21 protein-coding genes are annotated in these 24,075 nt (G+C 47.6%); 8 read left to right on the top strand and 13 right to left on the bottom strand.

What is annotated here, in order from left to right; translation table 11 throughout:
• Both ACRCZA_RS08500 and ACRCZA_RS08495 read left to right on the top strand, forming a co-directional pair.
• On the top strand, positions 1-2,142 hold a 2,142-nt coding region (locus ACRCZA_RS08500; RefSeq protein ID WP_438674023.1), incomplete at its 5' end, for a hypothetical protein.
• Positions 2,142-2,492, top strand: coding sequence for a hypothetical protein (locus ACRCZA_RS08495; RefSeq protein WP_438674022.1), 351 nt, complete (start codon positions 2,142-2,144; stop codon positions 2,490-2,492). The genes ACRCZA_RS08500 and ACRCZA_RS08495, both read left to right, overlap by 1 nt.
• Positions 2,493-2,579: 87 nt before the next feature.
• Here the strand turns inward: ACRCZA_RS08495 and ACRCZA_RS08490 are convergent, their stop codons facing one another.
• Positions 2,580-2,828, bottom strand: coding sequence for a Lar family restriction alleviation protein (locus tag ACRCZA_RS08490; protein WP_438674021.1), 249 nt, complete (start codon positions 2,826-2,828; stop codon positions 2,580-2,582).
• 183 nt (positions 2,829-3,011) lie between these two features.
• On the opposite strand from ACRCZA_RS08490, the gene ACRCZA_RS08485 reads away from it, so the two are divergent.
• Positions 3,012-5,414, top strand: coding sequence for a hypothetical protein (locus ACRCZA_RS08485; RefSeq protein ID WP_438674020.1), 2,403 nt, complete (start codon positions 3,012-3,014; stop codon positions 5,412-5,414).
• Positions 5,415-5,416: 2 nt separating this feature from the next.
• Complete coding sequence (locus ACRCZA_RS08480) at positions 5,417-5,815, top strand: hypothetical protein (protein WP_438674019.1); 399 nt, start codon at positions 5,417-5,419, stop codon at positions 5,813-5,815.
• A gap of 92 nt (positions 5,816-5,907) precedes the next feature.
• Here the strand turns inward: ACRCZA_RS08480 and ACRCZA_RS08475 are convergent, their stop codons facing one another.
• Entirely contained in the window at positions 5,908-6,381 is a 474-nt protein-coding gene (locus ACRCZA_RS08475; protein WP_438674018.1) for a hypothetical protein, read from the bottom strand.
• A gap of 238 nt (positions 6,382-6,619) precedes the next feature.
• On the opposite strand from ACRCZA_RS08475, the gene ACRCZA_RS08470 reads away from it, so the two are divergent.
• A complete protein-coding gene (locus ACRCZA_RS08470; protein WP_438674017.1) occupies positions 6,620-7,459 on the top strand; it encodes a ParA family protein in 840 nt (279 codons plus the stop codon).
• Positions 7,460-7,476: 17 nt separating this feature from the next.
• Positions 7,477-7,749, top strand: coding sequence for a hypothetical protein (locus ACRCZA_RS08465; protein WP_438674016.1), 273 nt, complete (start codon positions 7,477-7,479; stop codon positions 7,747-7,749).
• Between the two features lie 85 nt (positions 7,750-7,834).
• Here ACRCZA_RS08465 and ACRCZA_RS08460 read toward each other — a convergent pair whose 3' ends face one another.
• From ACRCZA_RS08460 to ACRCZA_RS08435, 6 genes are all read right to left on the bottom strand, one after another.
• The gene (locus ACRCZA_RS08460) at positions 7,835-8,248 is read right to left on the bottom strand and encodes a hypothetical protein (protein WP_438674015.1); all 414 of its coding nucleotides are present in this window, start codon (positions 8,246-8,248) and stop codon (positions 7,835-7,837) included.
• The gene (locus ACRCZA_RS08455) at positions 8,248-15,042 is read right to left on the bottom strand and encodes a helicase-related protein (protein WP_438674014.1); all 6,795 of its coding nucleotides are present in this window, start codon (positions 15,040-15,042) and stop codon (positions 8,248-8,250) included. Before ACRCZA_RS08455 ends, ACRCZA_RS08460 begins: the two co-directional genes overlap by 1 nt.
• A 76-nt stretch (positions 15,043-15,118) precedes the next feature.
• Positions 15,119-15,718 (bottom strand): H-NS family histone-like protein, encoded by a 600-nt coding sequence (locus tag ACRCZA_RS08450; protein WP_438674013.1) that lies wholly within the window; start codon positions 15,716-15,718, stop codon positions 15,119-15,121.
• 211 nt (positions 15,719-15,929) lie between these two features.
• Positions 15,930-16,364 carry a hypothetical protein gene (locus ACRCZA_RS08445; RefSeq protein ID WP_438674012.1) on the bottom strand — a complete coding sequence of 145 codons (435 nt, stop codon included), beginning with the start codon at positions 16,362-16,364 and terminating at the stop codon, positions 15,930-15,932.
• A gap of 5 nt (positions 16,365-16,369) precedes the next feature.
• Positions 16,370-16,744: a hypothetical protein gene (locus ACRCZA_RS08440; RefSeq protein ID WP_438674011.1), complete on the bottom strand. Its 375-nt coding sequence runs from the start codon at positions 16,742-16,744 to the stop codon at positions 16,370-16,372.
• A gap of 67 nt (positions 16,745-16,811) precedes the next feature.
• Positions 16,812-17,603 (bottom strand): hypothetical protein, encoded by a 792-nt coding sequence (locus ACRCZA_RS08435; RefSeq protein ID WP_438674010.1) that lies wholly within the window; start codon positions 17,601-17,603, stop codon positions 16,812-16,814.
• A gap of 193 nt (positions 17,604-17,796) precedes the next feature.
• Here ACRCZA_RS08435 and ACRCZA_RS08430 point away from each other — a divergent pair, with 193 nt between their 5' ends.
• Both ACRCZA_RS08430 and ACRCZA_RS08425 read left to right on the top strand, forming a co-directional pair.
• On the top strand, positions 17,797-19,476 hold the full coding sequence (locus tag ACRCZA_RS08430; protein WP_438674009.1) for a hypothetical protein: 1,680 nt from the start codon (positions 17,797-17,799) through the stop codon (positions 19,474-19,476).
• A gap of 12 nt (positions 19,477-19,488) precedes the next feature.
• The gene (locus ACRCZA_RS08425; RefSeq protein ID WP_438674008.1) at positions 19,489-20,481 is read left to right on the top strand and encodes a hypothetical protein; all 993 of its coding nucleotides are present in this window, start codon (positions 19,489-19,491) and stop codon (positions 20,479-20,481) included.
• A gap of 115 nt (positions 20,482-20,596) precedes the next feature.
• Here ACRCZA_RS08425 and ACRCZA_RS08420 read toward each other — a convergent pair whose 3' ends face one another.
• The 5 genes from ACRCZA_RS08420 to ACRCZA_RS08400 all read right to left on the bottom strand — a co-directional run bounded on the left by ACRCZA_RS08420 (position 20,597) and on the right by ACRCZA_RS08400 (position 24,017).
• Entirely contained in the window at positions 20,597-21,046 is a 450-nt protein-coding gene (locus ACRCZA_RS08420; protein ID WP_438674007.1) for a hypothetical protein, read from the bottom strand.
• Between the two features lie 126 nt (positions 21,047-21,172).
• Positions 21,173-22,276, bottom strand: coding sequence for an RNA-guided endonuclease InsQ/TnpB family protein (locus tag ACRCZA_RS08415; RefSeq protein WP_438674006.1), 1,104 nt, complete (start codon positions 22,274-22,276; stop codon positions 21,173-21,175).
• A gap of 167 nt (positions 22,277-22,443) precedes the next feature.
• Positions 22,444-22,731: an Rz1-like lysis system protein LysC gene (lysC, locus tag ACRCZA_RS08410; RefSeq protein ID WP_438674005.1), complete on the bottom strand. Its 288-nt coding sequence runs from the start codon at positions 22,729-22,731 to the stop codon at positions 22,444-22,446.
• Positions 22,628-23,098, bottom strand: coding sequence for a hypothetical protein (locus ACRCZA_RS08405; protein ID WP_438674004.1), 471 nt, complete (start codon positions 23,096-23,098; stop codon positions 22,628-22,630). Before ACRCZA_RS08405 ends, lysC begins: the two co-directional genes overlap by 104 nt.
• A gap of 1 nt (position 23,099) precedes the next feature.
• The gene (locus ACRCZA_RS08400; RefSeq protein ID WP_438674003.1) at positions 23,100-24,017 is read right to left on the bottom strand and encodes a helix-turn-helix domain-containing protein; all 918 of its coding nucleotides are present in this window, start codon (positions 24,015-24,017) and stop codon (positions 23,100-23,102) included.
• Positions 24,018-24,075 lie beyond the last annotated feature (58 nt).

The raw sequence follows: 24,075 nt of genomic DNA, 5'->3' as shown, positions 1-24,075 counted from the left end.
AGCGATAAAATCAAAAAGCTGGTGGCGGATATGTCACTGTCTGAGTTTCAGCGCTATGCCAAGGATAATCTATCCATGAATGCGGCTGATGCTGAAAAGCTATATCTTGATGCTGATGAGCAAATCGGTCGCGACATTGAAGCGAGTATACAAGAAGAACACGACGAGCTTGTGAAGAACGATCCGCACAACATGTTGATGGCAAGCCTTGCGGATGCGCTTAAAGCCAAGCTTGGGCAAGGTATGGCAGTAACACTAAGGCCAGATAAAAAGTATCCAACGGTTAAAGTCGAGCTAAACGGCGGCTTGCAGCGGCTGGACATTTCAGCGTTTAAAGGTGATAGCGAATATCACGTTTCCGTTGACTTTATTCACGATACAGAGCGCGGCTATTCGACTGTTGAGGCGTATCCTAAGATCCCGCTAGCCTATGAAGGCCGCCATATTGAACAGATCACCAATGAGGTAGCCGCCATTTGCGAAGAAAACACCTCAACGCTGGTGGATGTGAGCAACCTTCCCGCCTACGGTTCGCGTGTCGATGAAGGCTTGAGTACCAAAGATATTGCCAAGGAACTACGCCAAGCGATTACGGCCGCGAAAAAAGCAGGCAAGCTACCAAAGGATATGAAAATATCCGTAACAGCCCCGTCCGGCGGCGTATATTCAGAAGCGATACGCGCAAGCATTGTTGAGGTCGGCGGTGTGGCGCAAATGTATTCTAAGCAGTGGCTTGAGTTTCTTGCGAAGAAGTCCCGTCACGAAATTGAGGAAGATCGGGCGTATCGAGGTTCGCGATATTCGCCGGACGTGACCGCTGCAAAAGCTTGGCTTGATGCGCACATTTACGCGCACTACTACAACCGTTCCGACTCTATGACCGATTACTTTGATTATGCCTTTTCGTTTAATGGCACTGAGGTTGTCGATGATTATGAACGCCAAGAAACGGAATTGGCTAATCACAAGATTAATACCAGCGGTCGCAATGCAAAAATGTTTGATTACGACGCTGTGAAGGCCATTGCTGCTACCATGCTATCGCGTGAATTTATCGCGTATATGGCTAAAGAGTACAATACCAGAGAAACGGACGCTAAGGCGATTTGGGATACTGCCATGGCTGAAATGGATCAAGAGGCTAACAATAAGCTTGCCGATGGCCTCAAAGCTCAGGAAAGCAAAGACGAGACAGGGACTGCAAACGTTAGCGGCCACTGGTACGGCTTACAAGCAAGGCCATATAGCATTGGCACAGTGCCAGAAAGTCCATTGGACTACTTAAGCACGGAGCGAGCATTGGCACGCTGGCCGCACCTCAAAGGCGCAAACGCTATTCGCCATGGGGCGGTGATGTACGCAGAGCCACTTACTCCCGCGCAAGTGAGCCAGTTTGAGCTTGCGGCTAATTTAAATCTGTTAAACGCCAAGCGCTCGCCTGAATTAGCGGGTTATAGCTATTACGATCTCGCGTCGTCTTACTTAAGAGTTGCGCTTGAAGATGCCTATGGTGATCTTACTTACGGCTCGGTGCAAGAGGTGATCAACGGTGGCGCGAAAGCGGTTGAAAAATGGCTTAAAGACGCAATCAAAACGCTCGATTTGTTCAAAGAGCGCAAGGAAAATCCTGATGATTGGAAAGAGCTGATGGATAGGCATGATCAGATTATCAAAACGCCTGAACTACTGTTCGACATTCTAAAAGACGATCTTAAAGAGGATGCCACTGTGCCAACTGCTAACGTTCAAGACGTTGACGACAGCGACAGCGACAAGCCGCAATATGACTACAGCGCCGTGTCAGCCATAGCTAAAACTATGTCCCGTAGCGAATTTGCAAAATATATGCGTAAAACTTACGGCGTAGATGACAGAGCAGCGTTGCCGATTTGGAACTTTGCCCAATCAGACAAAAAATTAGGCGGCGATGAAGATCCGAGCGCCGATAACCAAGAGCCAAGCGCTAAACAGGTTGCTATCGACACGCTCCAAGATCTGTTGGATAGCGACGACGTTGAAAAGCTGCAAAATGCTTTGGATGATCTGTTAGACATAGTTGAAGCCGACGGCACGGAAGATGAGCACGGCGACTTGCTCGATGCCGCTCAGGATAAAATCGTCGCATTATTGGAGGTAATGTAATGGCATTGTCTCGCAGGGAAAAAAGCGCTATCAATTTGCGGCTCATTGATATTAAAAAAGCGCTAAAAAGTGACACGCTAGGCCGCCGCGAAAAATCCGCGCTTACTCGTGAATGGGCAGAAAAGCTTAAACTGGTTGGAGGCAAAGCCTCCCCCGCTACTGACAAGGTTGATCCGCTGATTGCCGACTATGTAGACGGCAAGTTTAACTCGCTAACGATTGATCTGTTTATCGACAAAATGAACAGCGTTGATGCGGCGGGTGGCACGTTGGAGCAAATTAAAACAGGCGCGCAAGCATGGGTGATAGCCAATGCGGAGCGCTTTGATTTAGTTAATTTAGCGGCCTAACGCCCTGCACTGCCTCAAGACAAAGCCGTCCTTTGTGACGGCTTTTTTACAGCTAAAAAAGCAGTTAATAAGCGCTTATAAAGCAATTCAAGTGTGAGTGGCCATTCTATTATTCCACGCATTGACCGCACTTATTCTGCTTCTTAATGGAAGGGTTAGCGGAAGAATAAAACACCTCTTGTTCACGCACGCGACATACCAACTAAAATCCGAGTCTTGCTCTAAGGTTGGTGTGGAGTTGCAAAATGGACATGACTTTAATGTATATCCCCCGTCAACAGGCTTGATCGTTCCATATTCGGGCTTTAAGAAAGTTACGTTGTCTACACATGCCATTGTGCAAACTCCTTTTTACCTAGTCGTAGAGTTTTAGCATTTTCCATTAACTAAGTGAGCGGGTCAAACCACGGTCAAGCAACGGTCAAGCAACGGTCAAGCAAATTAAATGGCTGCAAAATCCGAACCTTTTTACCCTCGCCATTACAATGACCGCAATCATAGCCAATCACAGGGATCATAATGTCTATACCTCAAGAGCAGCGCGGCGATACCGTGCAGTTGTATACGCTCAAAGATGACTGTATCGCCGCTCAATATGCGGCTGTTGATGTGTCGGAGCTGGTGGCCTCGAATCACCTAAACGGCGCGATTAATGAGTCATACCCACAAGCCTTACAGCCTCGCAATCGAAGTACGTTTGAAGCGGTGAGCAAGCTCGCGCAGCAATCGCAAAATATTGAATTTAGCAGGCTCAATGCCAGTGAAAAAACAGACATAGGCGCGCCGATCATTGGTGAGGATATGATAGTAGAGTCCGGCAACGGTCGCGTGATGGCGCTTTGCAAAGCGTATGCGGAGGGGAACGCTCACAGCTATCGCTATAACCTGTGGCAACACGCTAAACGCTTTGGCCTGCATCCTAACGTGATAGAAAGCATTAACCGCCCTGTGCTCGTTAGAGTGCGCTTAACGGCCGTCAATCGCGCCCAGTTCGCTAAAGATTGCAATGTAGACACTGAGATCAGCCAATCGGAGAAATTGGCTAAAAACGGCCGCCTGTTTGAATCAGCTTTGGATGATGTGTTAGGTGAACTTGATGGCTTAGAGGGTGGCCTGACTGAGTATGAAAAAAATCGTGATCAGGCGTTCGCCGTGGCGCGCAAACATAACTTAAGTTTCAAAGGGCGGAGCTTGCTTGCAAATATTGCTAATGCGGATAGTGCGATAGAAATAGCGAGATATTTAACAAATTCGCTAGCACAATATGAGCTTAGGAGTGCAAAAGATCCACTCCAGATGTGGTTTCGTATGACCGCAACTAGCATTAAACAAGATCTATTAAAAGGCAAGATGAGTGCGCACGTTTGGACGGAGTATAGCCAAAATTTGAGTTACGACGGCCGTGGCAACACTGCTAATTACATTAGTAAAGTTGTCGATTTTTGGGATTCAGACATTATCAATAAAGCCATTGGTGACGGCTTGGGCACGCAACCAATTGAGGCTGAGGTATTTCACGGCTATGTATATGCGCTCAAAGATGTTCAAAAAAATACAATTAGTCAGGCGTTAACAGATAAAAGCAAACCGCTACAATTACGCGCTTTAGCGAATGAGCTAACGCCGCTGGTCATGCTCACAAATTACGATCTTGAGCTGGCGGCCAAGGTGATTTATGCCATTTTTGGCACGCCGATAACCAGTGCTCAGGTGGATGAGCTGTTAAACCCACCGGAGATTGAAACGGATATGACGAAAGCCGTACCGGAGCTTTTCCCGCCTAGCGTTACCGAGCTGATCGACTCTTGCTATGACGGCTTTGTTAATACCTTGAGCCAAACCCAGCGCGAAGAAAGTGTAAGGACGCTATTTTATAAAACGGTTATCGACGATAACCCGTATTTAAAAAAAACCTATGAACACGAATTTAAGAATAAAGTTGTTTTGCGTGCCGCTCTGTGGGGCAAATACGGCGCGCTAAATAATATGGCTAAGGAAAGATACGAGAAAAGAAATACGGCATCGAATCGAGATGTTTATAACGATTATCAGAATAAGGTATTACCTGTATCAAAAGAGGCTGAGGCGTTAACGCGCAACCTTGATCTGTATTTTAGCCATGGCGTTATGCCTAGCGCGAACGCAGTAGGTATAGAGATTTTGGCATCATTAAAAGGCGCGGATTTTGCCGTTAAAAGTGCAATATCCTCTGAAAGCGTTGATCGTACACTCAAAATTTTCGATGACATAATCGCCAGCAATGCAGCCATTCCTAGGTATTCGCCAGCGGTTGACGCTAAAAAGGTGAAGGGGCAAATTACACGCTTTAATAAAGCCAATAACGAATATAAGCAGGTTGATTTGCTACCCAATATTATCGCGGAATGCGACCTTCTCAATAGGCTGGTGGCAGGCAATTTGCCGCAAGATCTAGAGTTGTTTTATGAAAAGTATAGAGCGAATTACTCGCACGACGGCGGCGATAATGGCAAGCCAAAATTAAATATTGGCTCAGGACGTAAATCAACCATGTGGCATGAGCTGGGGCACTCGCTGGAGTTCAAATACCCTGCCATTTTTAAGGCGGCTAAATCGTTATTAATTAAGCGTGCGCTAGCCGCAAAAGAGCCGACGTTTATCCAATTAAATTCATATACCGATAACGCGCATTATGATGATAAAGAATTTGCGGTGAATAATTTCACTTTTTCGCTGTATGCAATGAGGGTTTACGGTAGCAGTTACGCAAGAGCGAAAAGCTACCAGATTGAAGATCTTGATGGCATCTTCGCAACTGAAATTGTGTCAACTGCTTTTGAGTTGTTATCGAGTCGAGAGCGGATAGCAAAGCTGATGAGCGATAAAGAGCATTTCAGTATTGCAATGGCGGCCGTCCAATATTTAAAAGTAAAGCGGGATTAATCATGGAAGTTAGAGTAATAAAGTTGGGTATGCTACTTAGTGGCACGTTTGATTTGTTTGAAATTGAGCTAGAAGCGCTTGAGCCGATAAAAGACGATGAGAACGTACTAGATGCGCCCTTTTCAATAAAAGTCACGCCAGAGCATTATTTAGCGCCTTTGCGCTCAGTGCTTGATGGGGAATTGATGTTTGGACATATCCCGTTTGTGGCCTTGGATGGCTTTGATTTAATTGTATCGCCCAATCGCTTATTGGTGGCAATGCAAAAGCATGGTTACGAAATTCATTTAACCGCCAATTTCACGCGCTATTTGCAAGATAGTTCAAAGCCTATGACAGAGCAGCAAAGGATAGATGCAATGGCAAAAAGCTTAAGCGATTCGCTTCAAGTAGATTATTAAGAATGTTATTAAGCGCTTGACTAGCAACAGTTAAGCGCTTAATAACCACTATTTAAGTGCTTAACCATTGCTAATTAAGCGCTTATTTAATGTTATAAGCCGCAATCGCTACAGCGCTTCAAATATTCTTCCGGCGTGCCTTTGCCAGCGCTTGAGTTATAGTGATCTTTCCAATATTGGGCGCGGCCTTGGCGAGTTGCTGGGATAATGTCCGTGACCACGCGATAACGTAGGCGGCAAAAAATAAAGGCAAGTAAGGGGCTTAATTCAAGCTCTAAATAATTCACACGGCTTAAGGTGATATTAAACGTTGCCTTGAGCGCGTCTGCGTCCTTCCCGCTGGCAAATTTACCCTTTAACCAATCAAACGTTGGTTCATCTATTTGTGTAACGCCCGTGCCTGCGGCGCGTTCCGTTGGATCGCGGTATTCTCCTAAGAGCGTTTCAGTCGCGGCGGTTTCCACCAATAGCGCGGCGGCGCATTGGTTATTGCCATGGCCTAACACGTCACACACAGCGTTAGCGTATGCGGTGGCGTGCTGCTTATTAACTAGCCCATAAAACATAGTAACCTCACTTTTTTGTTGAAAGTGAGGGCAGGTTAAAGCGGTGCGCTCAATCGACTGAAAAACAGGGCGTTTTATTTTGAGGCGCTTTTAAAGCGCTTATTAAGCGCATTAAAAGCGCATTAAAAGCGCTTATAAAGCTCTATTCAACAGCTTTATAAGCATTGAAAGCAGTTATAACATCGGTTAGTATGCAATCCTCAACCAAACGTCGTTTATTTATAAAGGGATAAATAACATGCGCTCAGTCTGTATCTATAGCCCCAAGGGTGGGGCAGGCAAAACCACAATCACTACTCACATTGCCGATTGTTTAGCGACGGTCTACGGCAAGCGGGTGTTAGTGTTTGATGCCGATCCGCAATTGTCACTCTATGACTCGTTTATCACTAAAAAATCCAATTACAATTTTGACGTGACAGATACTTTTCCTACGTCAAAGCCGGACTATGATTATTTCATCATCGACTTTCGTCCGGCGTCACCAATCCTTACCAGCAAAAAAGGCTTGCTGAGGGAAGAAATCGACAAGCTGGAACGCTGCGATGCGATTATTTGCCCGACCAAGATTGCGCGCATGGATATGAGAAGCGCGGCGGTGATCCGTCAGGTCAACACGAAAGCGCCGATCCTAACCGTGCTTAACACGATTGATATTCAAAAAAACCCAAGCCATGCGCGCTTTGTAGCTACGCGCTGCGAAGGTGATGAAAAATATAGCGGTGTGCTCTATCGTCCGGTGTACTCAAACACTATCGACGAATATTCGACAATCTACACTGATAAGGGCGTGCCGCAAGAAGGCCAGAGCGCCGCAAAGCAAGAAATTGAAGCTATCGTTGAAGCGTTGTTTAACCTTATCGATCCTAGCCATGTGGTGCCCAAGAAATACGCATCTATCATGCCGCGCTTAATCGCCAGAGCCAAGGTTGCGCACAAGAAGCATGAGCAAAAACGCCTTGAGCTAGAGGCTAAATTCAACGCTGAGGCTAACGCTGCCAATGCGACTAACAAAGAATCACTTGAACAGCTACAGGCACGCGCAAGCGAGCTTAAAAGCAATCTGAAAAGTATTTAACCAAAGGGGGTTATATTATGTGGGATAAAAACGAACCGTTCGATTCAAGCCATAAAGCGTCTAACGTTAATGACGTGGATCGCGGTGGGCGTCCAGAGGGAAGCGGCTTAAACCGCAAAAACCGGATCACGGTGTATTTGACGGAAGATGAGAAGGCGGCCGTTACCGCGCACTTCACAGGGCATAACTTATCGGCTGGCGTGTTCTGTCGTGATCTGTGCATGGCCATGTCTCACAACGCCGATTTTTCCGCAAAAGTGCTGGGGCTTATCTACCCGCACAAGCGCTAATCAAGCTCTTAGTAACCGCTTCTTAAGCGCTTAAATACCAATAAAAAAGGCCGCTAAATTAGCGGCCTTTCCCTTTGCTGGCTTGCTAGAACGTCATAAACAACGCTTCCATTTCCATATCCTCAAGGTAATAGAGGTAATCCGGATCGTCCTCGGTCGGGGCGATGTGTTCGGCGCTGTAGACAAGGCCAGTATCAATGCGGTGCATACGATACGCCCACGCCGCGCAGTAAAGCGGAACCGCGCTGCCGTAGCGGTACGCCTCGGCAAAGCCTTGTTCAACAGCTTGCCCAAACTGCAAATGGCCGCGCTCGATGAGTTCCGCTTTAATCGCATACCAATACATGCCGTAAGAGCGATACGCTTTCGGATCACGGCTTAAAATCGTGACAATGGTATCTGTGAACGTTTCTAAGAAATCGTCAGGCTCTACGCCGTCCAGCGCTTGCGCCATTAACGGCGCTAAGTCGGTTTCACTTGGCTTAATGACTTTTAGCATTATTTAATCTCCAATAGTTCGAGTAGCTTGGATAGCTCAATTTCTGATTTACGCACAAACCACCAGCTCCCGCTAAATTGCGGATCGATATTCTCAGAATATTTAGCGCCATACTGTGATTTGAGCGTATCCTTGATCCGACCAAGGCGACCGTATTTACCGCGCTTGTCATTAATGGCGTAAGCCTCACTCGCTGCGATATTCCAGCGGCCATACTTAGTATTGATGAGCGTGCGAGTGTTAACGGTGATTGTAATGTCTCCGTCAATGATAGTGCTATCTGCAAGCGCTTTAGCTAATTGCGCTTCACGCTCTAAGCGGTCTTTCTCTGCTAGCTCTTTCGCCTTTTCCGTGTCATGCAATGCCGCCACTCGTTGTTGATAATCATCGGCGTCGATATTGCTAAGGACGTTAGCGTTTTCTTCAAAATAAAACACCATTTTTCTTATGAATGAGCCGTAAGAGCCGCTAGAAGATTTTTTGCTAGCAATTAGATTGTCTGTGCTCATTGGCTTGTGAGTAAGCTCGCATAGATCAGCTAATAACGCGCCTTGCACACTGTCGATGTATTCGCCGTCTGAATAGGCTTTGTATTCCTCAGAGTTAATCGCCATATCCGGCAAGTTGCGCGAAATATAAAATGCTTCTTTCATTGCTTTAATTAGCCAAAGTAAGCGCGCTCGCTGAGTGCTCTTATCTGCTTTGGCTTGCTTAAACGCAGCATGAAGTGGTAACACTAGCATTTCAGCTTTAGCCTTGCGCTTAACAATTATGCGGTCTGAATAAGCTTTTGTGGTCTGCTCTACCATGTTATCAAACTGAGTTATATTGCTGTACTCAGTAGGAATATTGTCACGCATGTAAAGCGCAAGGCGGGTCGTCGTAACAGGCATATCACCTTCGAGCTTGTTGCTGTCAAACTCCGCTAGCTCTAAGCTAGCCCCTTCGGGGGTTTTAAGCCATGTTTCTAGCATTGAGGCCGCCCATTGAGTGATCACTGATTCGGCCGCAATGTTGCCGTATTGCTGATATTCTTCCTCCCAATTTTCACCAAGGATTGCTTTATAAAACTCAACAGGGTTGGAATAGAGATCGTCCTCGGCCGCTTTGCGATTTTCAATCAGCCACTTAGATAAGCGTTTTTTCAGTTCGGCGTCGTCGCTGGTGGGGAAAACTGCTTCTAAAGCATTTTTAGCGTCTAGATCGTAACGCGATAGGATGCCAAAGCCATTCTCGGTGTGGATTAAAATCTTGTTGGCATTTAGGCGTAACTTGCCATTGCCAAGGTACTTTTTAAAGTCATCTTTAGTAAAGCTATCCTTAATATCGCTAACAGTTAACGATCGTTTGGACATTAAATTAAGCAAATCAATTTCAGACTGGGTAATGGTCTGTTCGTCGCCTAGGGTTTCGAGCTTAGACTGGCCAACGTTAACGTAATGCTCGCCAGTCTTATACTCAAACGTCGCCGTTTTGCCGAAAAAGTCGATAGAGGTAATGCGTACAATGTCGCGATTGTAGTTATACATGCTGCCAACTTTAAAGACGCGATTGTTATGCAATACATAATCACGAGCATTGGTTAGCACGTCCATCGTTACGTCAACAGAGCCGTTTTTGATAGCTGCCTCAACGGATGGCCGTAACCGCTTAATCTGTCGAGCGGCGTTTTCAAGGCTTCTAAGCTTAACTTCTTGCGCTGTGCGCGCTCTCAGATTCCTTTGCAGGTCTTTACGCAATACCGTGGACGTTTCGCGTGCATCTGTCAGTAGCTCAAGCTCTCTTTCATATTCGCGTATGTCTCGCCAGTCTCCAAGCGCCTTAATTTGCTCTTTACTGAGTGCTCTTTTTAGCTTGCTGGGGTCTTTGGGGTCGGTAAGCTGCGCACGGTACTTTTCATTAAATTCGGCTTGGCGCTCGGCGTAAAGCTTATCCGCTGGCGCGATGGCGTCCTCAATATCCTTGATCTTAGTTGCTAAGTAGCCAAGCTCGACGTTTACGCTCTCCGGTGAAATAGTGAGATCGTGATTAGCCTTGATGAAGTTCGCTAAGTCGATTTGATTGCGCTGCTTGATAGCGGCTTGGTATTCCGCTTCTTTTTTAGCTTTGGCGGCGGCCATGCGTGCTGCCAATTCTTCCGGATCTTTGGCAAGCAGTAGGTTAGTTTGCTCTGCGTCGTCAGCGTCTGCGTTCTCTAAGCTATCCTCAGTGCCATTGAACAGCTTATCCATCCATTCGGCTTTACGCTTAAGGCCGTTTAAGCGGAACTCGTCAAATGAGCCTTTGCCGACGTAGTAGATGGCGTTAATAGATTTTTGCTTAGCGCCTACGCGAGCGCCACGGCCGTTACGCTGTTTAATGCTGGCAGGCGTCCAAGGCAAGGTTAGGTGATGCACGGCGGCGGTGCCGATATGCAAGTTAATTCCTACCTCGGCCTTTTTGTTACAGATGAGGATTTGATAATCGCCAGCGTTATATTTGATAGCAATTTCTTCGAGTGATCCTTGCTCTGCATCATCATCGGCCGCGCCGCGCTTCTTCTTCCCTGCGACGGTTTCAGCGTTAATGATGGCTATCACATTGGGATCTAAGCCTAAGCTGTTGGCTATGATGCGCTTAAGCTTGGCGTGCTGTGATTTTTCCTCGGTAAAGATGATGTGCTTGCCGTCCTCAAGTCCAGTTCTGAGGTTTTCGATCAGCTTGGCATATTTGGGCGTGACAGGGTGGCTCACGTCGCGGCTGGCAATGTCAAATTTGCCAAGGCGTGAAGTGACTTCATCTTCATAGGTTTCATGGACTACTAACACATAGGCGTCACCTTTAACGCTCAGTTTCGGGTTGCCGTAATGGAAAAACTTAACCTTTTCCGTTTTGCCTGTGTCGTCGTCGTATTCTTCTTGAGTCACCTCAAGGTATTCGGGCAGGTCGCTAACAAGGCGATCAACTTTGTCTTTTTGAGATACAGGGAAAACAAAGGTGAGCTGCCGCTTGTATAAATCCATGTCCGTAGTGACACGATCCATATCGCGAATAATGCCGAATGTGGTGTCCACTTTTTCGCCCGACTCAATGGCGTCGCGCTTTTCTGCGTCGGTCATTTTCGATAGGGCGTCGGCGCGTGCGCGCAATTCTTCATAAATAACGCTCTGTTCCTCGGACATATCGCATTCTTGGCTAATGTCGATAATGTCGGGGATCACAACCGTTTCTTTGATGTCCTTGGCTTCTTTAAGGTTCACATAGCGGTGGAAAATCCCGCGCAAGCCGGATAAGTTTTTGAAGCCTACCAGCGCGTCACGGGTGACAATTTCGCCTGATAGCTTTTCAACGTCCATCGGCGCGGTTTCACCAAAGACGCGAATAAAGTCGTCCACGTCCACAATGCCGAATTTGCCCCATTCTTCCGGTGTCATGATGTGGCTTAGCATGTTGAAAATGTCGGTGGGGCTGTTAACCGTTGGCGTAGCAGTCAATAGCACGGTGCCACGGCCGTTATATTTATTCTTGAGGTATTGCGACTTGATCGCCATATCAAGCGCCACTTTTGCGGATGGGGCGGTAGGCAGGTACTGAATAGCACGCGCTTCACGGCCTGCGGAATAGCTGTTCCGGTAGTTATGGCCTTCGTCCACGATGATATTGTCAAAGCCCATATCCTCAAAGTAGGGGATATTGTCTTTTTTGGGCGCGCCTTCCTGTGCGTATTTAGCGCGGAACGCCTCGTTTTTCATGGCCTCTTTGTGGTTATTGACCACGGCTTTGTATTTGTTATCCGATTCAGACAGTAAGCCTTGCTCGGTCATTTTATCGACGTGCATAGCTAATGAGTCTGGGCGCATTGGGATCGTTTCAAAGCGGTCTTTACTGATCACCACAAACTTATAATTCGATTGCGGGATAGCGTTAAGCTGTGCGGCTATGTCTTTGCCGCCAAGTTCTTTGAGCTTGGCACGCATAACAGGTTCGCCAGTGATGGGGTTAAGCTTGGCTTTGCCGCCTTCCATAACTGGCTCAAAAATCGGCTCCCCCGTTTTTTTGTTCACTTCGACTTGCAGGCCAACAAACATGGATTGCTGGATCATGTCAGCGCCTAAAAACTCGTTTGATTCGTGGAACCAGTTTTCAAGAACCGATTTAGGCACAACTAGCGCGGTGCGCTTAGCGCGTCCTATTTGCGTGTTATAAGCCATTAAGCCCAAGGCCGTTGCCGTTTTACCTAAGCCTGTGCCAAAGCCGCAAATACCTGTGCCTGCTTCGCTTAAACGGCGAATTTCAGCGCATTGATAATCAAAGTTTTCCATTTTGCCGGACGTGTTAGTCAGTCCTAGCGGTTTGCCGCTGTGCTCAATGTTGATATAGCCGTTAAACGTATCGTTATAGAGCGTTTCAATTTCTTGAGCGCGGCTGTGCTGTTGTATCCAGATCTCAAAGTTGGCATTAAGCAGTTTAATTTTTTCTTTGTAGAGTTTGGCTTGCTGCTCTGGCGTTAAACCGTCTTTGTTCTTTTCATCCTTTTTGCCGCCGGATCTAACCGTGTTTCCGTTCAGATGGTTTTCAAGCTGCATTTCAAATTTAAAGTCACCGCTTCTCGCCTTGCGGCCTAGCTTTTCATTGGCGCGATAGCCTGTAAAAATGCCGTCAAAGCCTTTATAGGCGGTGTTTTCAAACTGATTGCCGTCGTTATCCACTTCGACTTTTGAATAAGTGAAGTCATAGCCGACGCTTTCCAGATATTCCACAACCAGATCGCGGGGTATCCATTTGGCGTTCATCGTCATGCCAATGTTGGCGATGGGTGTTACTGTGCGCTTTCTATCAATTTCATTGAGCTGGCGTTGATAGTTATCAATCATGGCCTGATTTGTTTCGCTACCAATCGCCAGTAACAGGTTATTGCGTACCTCAACAATGTTGCCGCTGGTGGCTCTGTCCATTGGCGCAATATTGCCGTTTTGATCGATGGCTATATCATCTATAGCGGCCAATTGCTCAAGGCTTAATGGTTCGCCTTCAAATTGCTCTAAAAACGCTTCATAAGGGACGGGGCTTAAGTCCATGACAGAATACATATAGCCAATGAGTTGGCCTGCGTCCGTCTTATCTACTGCGATCACGTTGCCTTTTTCAACTTTGCCTAGCAGGAACTCACTTAAGTTGCCGTTGCTGTCCATGCTGTGAAGGAAGTTGTTTAAATGGTTAGCGCCTTTGGCGGTTAGCCCTTTGAGCTTGGGCGCTTTCGCCAATACGCCATATTTCGCAATTTCAGCGCGAACCTTGTTAGCCACTTCGTCAATTTCATTGCCAGCGGTAATGCCAGCGTTATACAGATTAGATATGTCCGATCCGATAATGCACGCTCTAACGATTTGCTCGCGATACTTGGCATCTTGGGACTCTGCTAGCTTGAGATAGTCGCTCAGATCGCCACGGATAAGCTGCGGGAACTCGGCTTTGATGTTGTTGATCTGCTCATACGTCAATGTGAGCGCGTTTTGCAGTGGGCTTAACAGCTCGGCAATTTGCTTGCTGCTCGTTGCGCCGAACTTCACCGGATCAAGCTCGCCGTCTACCACGTCGGATTTAACCAGATCCCAAGTGATGCCGTTAAAGCGCATAGGGCGGCCATTAATGACTTTCTCGTCACCTGCGATATAGGTGTAGCTGATTGGCTCGGCAAGGCTTAGCGCCTCATAGTCAATGCGGCTTTCAAACTTGTGGCTAAGCTTTTCTTTCAGCGCTTCGTTAGTCAGTTCGCCAGTATTTTTAACCGTGGTGCGATAGCCTTTTTCTTCTTCGCCGTGCAAAAAGCGCTTGCCTTCGCTTGATGTGAACCAGCGGCCTTCGATGAACGTATCCCAAACAACCTTAGCGTCCTTGAGCGTGGCGCTGGTGGCCTCGTCGATCAGCGCGGCTAATTCTTCGCTGTGCTTGCGCAAGAAAATAATATCGGTGCTGGTGGATGTGCCTGAATTGGTGAATACGCCGGATGGCAGGCGGTGAGCGCCTAAAAACTCGGCTTTCATGCTGATCCGCTGGCGGATTTTGCGAAAGTCTTTACCGCTCACAATGCTGTTAGGAACTACTAAACCGATCAGGCCGTTGGGCTTCACTTTGTCGATAGTGCGCACGACAAAATAGCCATGTAATGAGCCAATTTCACGGCTGGCGGGGTCAGGATCATGGCGTGCGGTGTCGCCACGGGTGGAGCCAAAAGGTACGTTGCCTACGCATGAATCGAACGTGTTATCTTCGACGCTGGCGGCGAGCATTTCGAAAGGCTGGTTTAATACGTCATCTTCGGGGTGAAGCAGGGCGTTAACGTGGCTTGAGGTTTTATCAATCTCAGTCGCCGTCATGATCACGCTTTTCGGCTTGGTTTCTTGGAAAACGCCAGCGCCTGCGGATGGCTCAAGCGAGTTGCCGCCGCCAAAGCCCATAGCTTTAAGACCGTCCCAAATGCCTTCGGCAATCGGGGTAGGCGTGTAATATTCGTGAATGTGGCCTTTGCCGTCGCCGTTCTCTTTAACAGTATCCGTGCCGCCAATACCTGAGTATTTGCGCAGCGCTGCTTTATCTTCCTCGGTTAACAGCTTGGCGTCATAGCCTACGCGCTCTAATACGGCCATAGCTGCTTCATTAGCGCGTTTGCGCTCAACGTTAACAGACGTGCCTTTTTTCTTCTCAATGCCCATTTGCGCCACGTTTTTAGACGCTGCGGCCGTGATAAGGATGTTTTGAATTTCTTCTTTGCTGGTGGCCTTGCTGATTAGCTCGACCAGTGACTTGATGCTCATAGAAAGCCCTCGTGTTGATAAACAGACCGATGCTATCAACAGGGGGGCTTTTTTTAGGGGTTTACGGGGGTTTTGGTTAATCGTCCGACAGTATGCGGTACTGGCCGCGCTTGCCGCTAACAGTCTCGACTAGCCCTTTTTTCTTAAGCTTGGCAATGCCATTTGATACCCATTGCTCCGTTTGAGCTAGCTCTGTTGCGATCACGCCTGTAGATACGTTAGCAATGCTATTTGCGGATTCATGCGCTTTTATTACTTCAAATATCGCGGCTTCTTTTTCAGTTAATGTCGTGCCGCCTTTGGGGTTTCTCAGTCGTTGCGCGGTAACTTTATTTTTAGCGTCGAATGCGGCCAATTCTTCAACGCTAATGCCTTCTTCTAATAAGAGGGCGCGAATTTGCGTTAATTTTTCTTTGTGGGCTTTTTGTTGTTCCGCTTTCTCTTTGAAAACGTTTTCATAAGAGCGTTGCACGCTATCAAATAAGCTTTCAAAGCTATCGAGTGGTAGCAGGCTTAGCGCTTTGCGTTGGCGTGCGTCGGGTAGGTCGCAGAAGTGTTTTAGTATTTCGTTCCATTTTAAAGATTGCTCATTCCCGTTAAGGAAAGCGCGAAACATTTTCTTTAGCTGGGTTTCTGAAAAATCCGTGTCGGTGTTTGGTGTGTAGTTAGGCTGCATGTTTCCATTCCTTCGTTATATTTGTTCGGTATTAAATCATGTTTTAAATTCATTAAGAAAGGCTAGTCGTGCTGTTTGTGACTAAGCGCGAGTTATAACCTGAGTAATAACGCTGGGCGCGGCAAAGCATAACAACGTTGACAATAAAATAACATTGGCAATCTATGCGCGGCGCAAGAAAAAGCCCCTGTGCGGGGCTTCTGGCGGCTAGTTATTCGTCGTCGTTTTCGTCGTCCAAGATAATTGGTCGATTGCGCCAGTAGGCACGCGCTTTATAGATAACCGCAAGGCGCTGAGAAGTTGACCAGCCTTTAATCCTTTCAATTAAATTAAGTGCGGCTTCTTCTGTTCCCAAAAATTCACGCACTTGTCCGTCATATTGCCAACCTTCGCTAATGTGCCAAAATAATAAATCAGCCTCTTGCTTTGGCGAGGGATGCGGCATGTAGCCGTTGTGGAGGGAATAAAAAGCGTTCCATTCCATATCCGTTAGCGCTGGCGTGGCGTCCTCGATTAATAGCGTGAATTGTTCAGCCATTCCATTAATTGAGCGCGCCCAATTAATCCCAGCGCCAGTGTGCAAAGTTAAGTTGTTGCAAACTTTAATTGTGTCGTCCGTGAGTTGAACGGTTTTTTTAATCGCCATGGTTATTATTCTCCGGTGATGCCAAATTCGGCGCGCAACGCTGGCAGGTCAATAAAGATAAGACCTCCACCGCCATAAAAGCCGCCTTCGATTCCTTTGGCCTTTTCGTGCAATCGCTCGTTAATTTCACTAAATGGGTAGCCAGATAAAATTTCTATGTCGCGTATTTCTTCGATCATATCTGTTTCATCGTAAAAGCCGTAAAGCTCGGCTAATTCATCGTTCTCACAATAAATCGTGCAATGCTCGTTCATTAACAAATCGCTAAGCTGGTCATAAGCAACGCTTAGATCGCTTGCTAACAACGCGCAATAATGAGCAACATTTTCAAGTGTGTTGGACTCGCAAAATGCTTGAAAACCCGATACTGAAACTTCCATTGTATTTCTCCTGCCTGTTCGGTAAGGCGTCTATAGTGTTTAGGCCGCACAAGGCGGCCATGGTGGGTTACACGTTGATAGAGTAGTTATAAGCCGCCGCAAGGGTTTTTAGTTCGGCGTAAAACGGCGCGGCAAGCTTTAGATTTTTGCGCACTTTAGCCGCGATTTGATCCACTGAGTATTTGCCGTTGTAGTTCAGATCAAAGGCTTTGCAAAACTCCTTGATCCCCTCATTGCAAAATCCCAGTTTTTTACAGGCATTCCAATCAACGGCGGTTTCGCTAAATTTGACGTTATTAGCGGCTGCGCGGATCTTGGTGTAAAGGCCGCGAATAAGGTCGCTGTACTTGTCACTGTGAAAAGTTGTGCCCATTGGCGCGACGATCACATAGTCCACGGGCACACCTAAAAGCGTGCGCTGATAGATGCGGTGGCCGCGCAAGGTTTTTATCAGTGTCGCGTCATAGGCTTTATTGAGTCGGACTGATAGCGGGGTTTTTGGTTTCTTGGGTGCAATCCCCGCCGCAACGATGGCTTTTTCTAAATAGTTCCCCGCCCACGAATTTAGCTCGACGGTTTTAGTGATAAAGCCTTTGCCGTGCTTGCACTTAAAAGTGATAGCGCGCTTTGAAACAGTATATTTCGCGCCAAACATGCGGTGCCATTTTTTAGAGTAGCAATTGCGATCCTCGTCTATCCATTGTGACGTGGTGACTTCCCACTTGCCGAGTTGCGCTGTGCCGTGCGTGATCCGGCCGTAGTTGTGGTCTTTAATATCAAGCTTGGCTTTGATTTGGTTAAGAGTTAACGCAGTAGCAGTAGTAGCAGTAGCAGTAGCAGTAGCAGTAGAGTTGGTCATGATTTTTTCCTTTTCCTTTCGCCCTCCCGATGCGGGGGGCTTCTTAGGGTGTAGTTTTTCACTACCGTTATAATGTAGCGCCCTTATCGCATTGGATGCAAGCATTTATTTTTGGTCGTCAAAACGCCCTGTTTTTCTGCGCTATGCGTCCCGCTCGTTACAATCTCGGCATTATGTGATTAGGGGATGTGACGTGGACGATCAAGCAAATAAGACTGATAAGCTTGAAAAGAAAAAAGGCTTTGTCAGTGCGTTAGTGTCTAAGTTCCGTGGATACAGTGAAAGCGACGCGACTAGCCACAATGCGCCATATCAAATCGGTGAAGTTGGCGGCGTCCCGCGCAAGCTAATTTATCAAAATGATGCGGCCGATGTGGTCGGGGATACGCCGCTTTCCGGTGGAACGGCGAAAGATTGGATCGATGAGTTCCAATTGCCAGTGGATCGCGGGGCGCGGTATTCCATCTATCAAGAAATGGCTGAGTCGGATTTAGTATCGGCGGCGCTGCAAATGCACATAGCGCACGCGCTCGCGCCGGATATGGCAACTGGCAATATCATAACGATTGAGGCCAAGGATAAAGAGCATGAAAAGCTGGCGGCTGAATTAATGGCCGATTTGGGCAAAATGCTAAATGACAATATCACCTCTTGGGCGATGCTCATGTGCATCTACGGCGTGCATTACTTGCGCCCCTACGGTGAGCAGGGTAAAGGCGTTACTGACATTGAATCGAGCTATTACACGCTAGCTAAGCATGTGCGCGAATACATGCGCGGCGATTTGCTGTGTGGCTTTACCTCGGATCACTTAATCACAAAAGACAAAAGCGCCGACGTGTTGCTGTCTGAACCGTGGTCGCTGGTGGCGCTTAAGGTTCCGTTCTGGCTGCCGGACTTGGAAAGCGAGCCGGAATACCTCGGTGGCGAAAAATATTCATTGTTTACCGATCTGCATCGTCGCACGCCCATTGAAACGCAAAACTACGGCACGTCTTTTTTGCAAAATGCTTATGTTGCGTGGGTAGAGCTGAAAGAGTCCACCCGTGCGCTGCGTGGGGCGCGCTATAACGCCAGTAGGCAAGATCGCTTTATTGGTATTGGCATGGAAGGCTTAGATCCGGTATCGGCCGCAAAATATCTGAATACAGTCTCAACGCAAATGCGAAAAGACATGGAAGCGGAAGCCCGTGTAGCAGTAAAGAACGGCATGAAGCCGACGATTTGGAACCGCCTGTTGCCTGTTCTGTCAGGTGGTAAGGGCGGTTTAACGATAGATAGTCAGCAAACGTCGCCGGACATTAACGGCATTGAAGATACGCTGTTTAATCTCAAGCGGTTTTGTGCGGCCATGGGCATTGATCCGGCCATGATGGGTTGGTCTGACATGATGGCGGGCGGCCTAGGTGAAGGCGGTTGGAGTCGAACCAGTATTATTGCTGCGCTGCGCGCTAATTGGGTGCGTATTGGCGTGCGTCAAATGGTAGAGCGACTAATAGATATTCATATCGCGTACAAGCACGGTAAGGCGTTCCCGACCAATGAAAGCCCCTTCAATATTAAATTCCACTCTATCAATACTGCGCTAGCGATTGAAAAACAGGATGAGCGTCAGGGGCTGGTGGACTTCACCACGGCGGTAGCAACTTTACTCGATATGGTGGAGCAGGGCAGTTTAAGCGGCTCTGAGACTTTCAAGCGCGTGGTGATGAGTAACGTTGGTCTAACGGATGAAGAAGTAAACGCGATCATTGATGAGATAGCGAAAGCCAAGGAAAGCGGCGGCGAGGAAGGCGAGGACATGTACGAATCTGCGGATAATCGGCTAAAGCGTCTTATCCATGATGAGCTGAATAACGTATTTTTAAATTAAAGGGGTGTTACTGTGAGTAGAAAAATTGAAGTTTTGGAAACGGTCACTGACTCGTTTAACTTAAAAAATCACGGCCGGAGCGATGGCAATAATCGAGGCTATTTGATCGAGTCAGTGAAGAAGATGCTTAGTTCGGCGCATTTTAAAGAGCGTCTTAAGCTGCGAGAGCTGTACGGCTACTTTGGACATAATCGCCGCCAGCTAAGCGAAAAGATGGACTTAAACGAGGTGGAAGTAGTCTATCGTGACGGCAAGCCTGTTGTGCTCGAAAACGTGCCAGCGGCGATCACAACGGATATGAGCGTTAATGACGATGGCATAGTGACGTTTACCCAAGATATTTTAAAGACGCCTGCCGGATATGCGGCTAAAGCCATGCGGGATGCTGGGGCTGGTGGCTGGTCGTGGGCGGTAAACGGTGTGCGCACGTTGCTAGGCGCGTCCGCGCAAACCTTTCACGGCTTTGATTACGTCAAACATCCAAGCTATATCGACATGGACAAGCAAAGCATGATGCTTGAAAGCGTCGGCGTTAGTGATGAGTCGATGTTGATGGAAAAAATGCTTGAAAGTGCGGGGTTTGATTGCGGTCAGTCAGCGCAAATTGATCACCTGTGGTCTAAGTCCAATCTTGATAGCAACGAGGTTGTTTATGATCTCATGATGCTTGAAAGCATTATTGATGAGAAAGAGGCCAAGCTTGCAACCATGGCTAAAGCTAATCGCTTCCGCGCTACCGCTATGCTGGAAGCGGTGAATAAAAGTCCGTTGGTGCTCACAGAGGCGCAAAAGAATGCGCTAATCAATTTAGGCACAGAGGAAGATTTGGCTATCGTGACAAAGCTGTTTGAAGGCTTGAGTACAGGCAAAATGGACACACTGCCGATCCACGTCAGACAGCCACTTAGCGCGCCAGCCAGTAAAAAAGGCTTACTCAGTGATGATGAATATGAAGCCAGCGCCGTTGATTTTAACTATGGCGCGATGCGTAACTCGTTTAAGTAAAGCCGCTTATTAAGCCGTTGGTTAGTATTAGCTAACAGCTTAATAAATGCTAATCAAGCGCTTATCAAGCTATTGACAAGCGCTTACAAAGCGATACTTAAGGTGTTGTTAAGCGCTAAACAAGCCCTTTTAAAACAATGCGAGTATCTTTAAGCGCTTGCCGCTGTTCCATAATCTTAAAGAGTTCGCCAATGTCTACGCCGTCGGTGTGTTTGGTGTTGACGAATATAGATTCAGTAGGCTCTGTGAATTGGTGCGGTGTGAAGTCAATTAATGCGCTATGCGTAAAGCCAAGATGCCGCCAAACGTCGGGGCTGTCTATATCAAGGCAAACTCCTTTAACGTCGTCGTTAAAATAGCGATTACAGGCGGCCAGTAGCCGCCGTATTTGGCCGCTTCCTCGTTGCTCAAGGGCGGCAAATTCAATGATGGCGCACTCAGGCAGACGGTTAAGCAGCAAGCCGCCGCGCTTGTCTGTGGCCTCGTATGCAACAAACCAGCGTTCAGGGTTGCCCATTTCGATATGCTCATTGCGTTGCAATAACTCGTTGTATAAGCCGATCACTTTAGCGGCGCGGATGCGTGCCTTTTTGTCGGTCAGCGGTTTGTTGACAACTCCACCCCATAAATGAGGTGGATTCTTGTTTCACAGTCTGGAGCCTAAGCAGCATTAAAGCTGTTTAGGTCTTACCTAGACTCCACAAGCTAACAGCGCTTGCCCAGCGCCTTTAATATTAATGGCGGCATTGGTATCACGGTCTAAGCGTGTTTCACACGCTGGACAAGTCCAAAGCCTTATATCTAACGGTAAAGAATCAACGACATGGCCACAGCAATTGCAACGCTTACTAGAGGGATAGAACTTGTCTATTTGCACAAGCATTCGCCCGTACCAGTCTGCCTTGTATTTAAGTTGATTAACCAGCTCGCCCCAATTGGCATCGCTAATCGCCTTAGCCAGTTTTGGGTTTTTGACCATGTTTTTTACGCTCAGACTTTCACAGCTAATCACTTGGTTATCGTTTATCAGTTGAGTAGTCAGTTTATGGGTAAAGTCTCTACGACAATCGGCAATCTTTGCCTGAATGCGAGCGACTTTCTGACGGGCTTTGTGGAAGTTGGCGGAACCCTTTTTCTTCTTGCTCAAGACCTTCTGAGCCTTAGCAAGTTTCGCGGCATACTTGGCAGTGTGCCTAGGGTTTCCAGATTTTACGCCGTCAGACGTAATAACAAGGTCGGTCAAACCCAAATCTATACCCACGGTTTTATTCACCACAGGCAGAGATTTTGGCTCGAATCGGCACAGGCAAGAAACAAAGTAACGGCCAGCACTATCTTTACTGACGGTTACGGTAGTAGGTTCGCTTGGAAGCTCACGACTCCAACGCACATCAAGCGGCTCTTTGCTCTTAGCAATAGAAAGCTTGCCACCACTGTACTTGAATGCAGAGCGAGTGAACTCGGCACTTTGATAGGCGCGTTTCTTTTTAAGCTTGGGGTATTTAGCCTGCTTGGTAAAGAAGTTCTTAAACGCTGTTTGTTGATGTCTCAATGCTTGTTGCAGCGGGACGCAAGAGACTTCATTCAGCCAATCAAACTCAGGTTGTTTTTTAAGGTCGGTAAGTCTGCTGCTAGCGGCATTGTAGTTGATGGACTCACCATCATTGTAGTAAGCATCTGTGCGCCATTTAAGAATCGAGTTATATACCACTCTTACGCAACCAAACGTCCGACTAAGCAATTCAGCTTGTTCGGGGGTTGGGTAAAATCGGTATTTGTAGGCTCTTTCTTTCATGGCTCACAATAATAGAGGTTATATTGTGAAAAGTAAACCATTGAACAATTGGGTAGTTTTTGCCGCTGCGCGCCAATCGCTATCCCTCCACGCCCTAAAAGGACGTGGTTTCTCGCGGAGGATTAGATGATGTATTTTTTCATGATGAACCTTGGTTGGGGGCGGCGTTAATCGTTGGTCGATAGCTGTGTAGCAATATCAGCTCGCAGTTTTTCTAACTGCTTGTTGCACTCATAAAGCGCCAGTTTGCGCGCCTCACTTAATGCGATGCCGTCTAGCCACTTATGGCCTTGTAGTTCCGGCTCGTAGCAATTTTGTGTTAAGTGCGCTGGGGGCGCAATCTTGACAAGCTCAACCTCTTTTATCGTCACTGTAGTAACTGGAGGCGGGGCGCTTGAGCAGGCGAATAACGCTGGCAGGCATAAGGCTAAGGCTGCAAGGATCGGTTTCTGCATTGGTTTCGTTCTCGTCAGTCAGTTGTTGATGTAAATCTGCTAGTTCGCGCTCTAGTGACGTTCTAGCGTTGTCGTATTCCTGTTGTTGCTGAATGGCGTCCTGTTGCACGCGCTCAGAGTAAGCGGCTAGTGCCTGCAATTTAGCTAACGTGTCTGCATTGGCGCTGGCTAACGCCTTAATGCTGGTGTTTAGCTGGACTATCGTGGCTGCCTGTTCTGTGTTGGCCTGTTTCAGTGCGTCGTTATCGTCGATCAGTCCATTGCCGTAATGCACGATAAACGTGATAGTGGTGATGGCGATCAGGTGTGGCAAATAGCGCATGAGTCCCATGGTTTTTACATTGCGTTTGAGGGTAGGTATCACCACGTTAACCGACCTGTGACGCAAAATGAGAAAATTGCGGCGTGTTGCGTTGGCGTTGGCGGTAGCTGTTGAGTTTGTGTGGCAGTAATGCGCCTGCGGTGCGTAGATTCTGTTCACCGCCCACCAGCTCTAACAATCGGTTGATCATGGCATCATTGACGGTTGGCCTGATAGCTGAATCGGTCATAAGCGCCACGGCTAGGCGTTCCCGCTCTTGTACGCTGGCTGCCGCTTTTGCGTGCCGCTGCTTCATGCGATCTGCCTTAGCGGCTCTGCGTGCGTTTTCCTCTTTGCTGAAAATTTCCCCGCGCCGGATGCGGTTAAACGTGGTTTTTGCTGTGTAGGCTAGTGTGGATAGGTGCGTCAATTCGTGTTGCACAGCTTCTAAAATCAATTTTGAAAAATTGCGGCCAAGTTTTTTATTGGCAGTGTTTTTCTTTACTTCATCTTTCGAACGTAGTGAGAAAGATTCTTTAATGTGATCTTTTTGCGCGGCGGGGGTGTGATCTTTTTGCGGTGCTGCGTGCTGTGTTTTGGCGAGTTTGGCGCGTTGTTTACGGGCGGCCGCCCTAAGCGTTTGTTTGGCCTGTGACCATAGCGTTTGCAGTGTCGTTTCGTTGAACGTGTAGCATAGCGAGGCGCGATATTGAGAGATAGGCGCGTCATGGCGCTGGCTGGTGGCAATGATATTGAGGTCAATCAGTTTTTTGATGTGTGTGATCACGGTGCGGCGATGAATCCCGCTCAATGCGCCTATGCGCTCCTGTGATGGGAATATGTCCCCGTGGGGGTTCCAGTGTGAGGCGATGGCGATCAGCGTGTCGCACAATGACGCTGAAATGGTCTTGGCGCGCTTAATCAGTGTGATGGCGCTAATCAATTGATTGTGATGCCGAATGAATGGCCGAATAGCTGAATCCATAGTGTCCCCGAAAATAATAACCGCTCAAAAAATTGACGGCCGCGCTCGGAGGCATTAA

This window comes from Shewanella sp., assembly GCF_051658185.1.
Lineage (GTDB): Bacteria > Pseudomonadota > Gammaproteobacteria > Enterobacterales > Shewanellaceae > Shewanella.
The sequence above is the reverse complement of the archived record's forward strand: the minus strand, read 5'-3'. Positions and strand labels throughout refer to the sequence as shown.

Bases quoted from the DNA above. Each gene is read 5' to 3' on its own strand.
- ACRCZA_RS08495 (WP_438674022.1), top strand. From the start codon at position 2,142: ATGGCATTGTCTCGCAGGGAAAAAAGCGCTATCAATTTGCGGCTCATT.
- ACRCZA_RS08490 (WP_438674021.1), bottom strand. From the start codon at position 2,828: ATGGCATGTGTAGACAACGTAACTTTCTTAAAGCCCGAATATGGAACG.
- ACRCZA_RS08485 (WP_438674020.1), top strand. From the start codon at position 3,012: ATGTCTATACCTCAAGAGCAGCGCGGCGATACCGTGCAGTTGTATACG.
- ACRCZA_RS08480 (WP_438674019.1), top strand. From the start codon at position 5,417: ATGGAAGTTAGAGTAATAAAGTTGGGTATGCTACTTAGTGGCACGTTT.
- ACRCZA_RS08475 (WP_438674018.1), bottom strand. From the start codon at position 6,381: ATGTTTTATGGGCTAGTTAATAAGCAGCACGCCACCGCATACGCTAAC.
- ACRCZA_RS08470 (WP_438674017.1), top strand. From the start codon at position 6,620: ATGCGCTCAGTCTGTATCTATAGCCCCAAGGGTGGGGCAGGCAAAACC.
- ACRCZA_RS08465 (WP_438674016.1), top strand. From the start codon at position 7,477: ATGTGGGATAAAAACGAACCGTTCGATTCAAGCCATAAAGCGTCTAAC.
- ACRCZA_RS08460 (WP_438674015.1), bottom strand. From the start codon at position 8,248: ATGCTAAAAGTCATTAAGCCAAGTGAAACCGACTTAGCGCCGTTAATG.
- ACRCZA_RS08455 (WP_438674014.1), bottom strand. From the start codon at position 15,042: ATGAGCATCAAGTCACTGGTCGAGCTAATCAGCAAGGCCACCAGCAAA.
- ACRCZA_RS08450 (WP_438674013.1), bottom strand. From the start codon at position 15,718: ATGCAGCCTAACTACACACCAAACACCGACACGGATTTTTCAGAAACC.
- ACRCZA_RS08445 (WP_438674012.1), bottom strand. From the start codon at position 16,364: ATGGCGATTAAAAAAACCGTTCAACTCACGGACGACACAATTAAAGTT.
- ACRCZA_RS08440 (WP_438674011.1), bottom strand. From the start codon at position 16,744: ATGGAAGTTTCAGTATCGGGTTTTCAAGCATTTTGCGAGTCCAACACA.
- ACRCZA_RS08435 (WP_438674010.1), bottom strand. From the start codon at position 17,603: ATGACCAACTCTACTGCTACTGCTACTGCTACTGCTACTACTGCTACT.
- ACRCZA_RS08415 (WP_438674006.1), bottom strand. From the start codon at position 22,276: ATGAAAGAAAGAGCCTACAAATACCGATTTTACCCAACCCCCGAACAA.
- lysC (WP_438674005.1), bottom strand. From the start codon at position 22,731: ATGCAGAAACCGATCCTTGCAGCCTTAGCCTTATGCCTGCCAGCGTTA.
- ACRCZA_RS08400 (WP_438674003.1), bottom strand. From the start codon at position 24,017: ATGGATTCAGCTATTCGGCCATTCATTCGGCATCACAATCAATTGATT.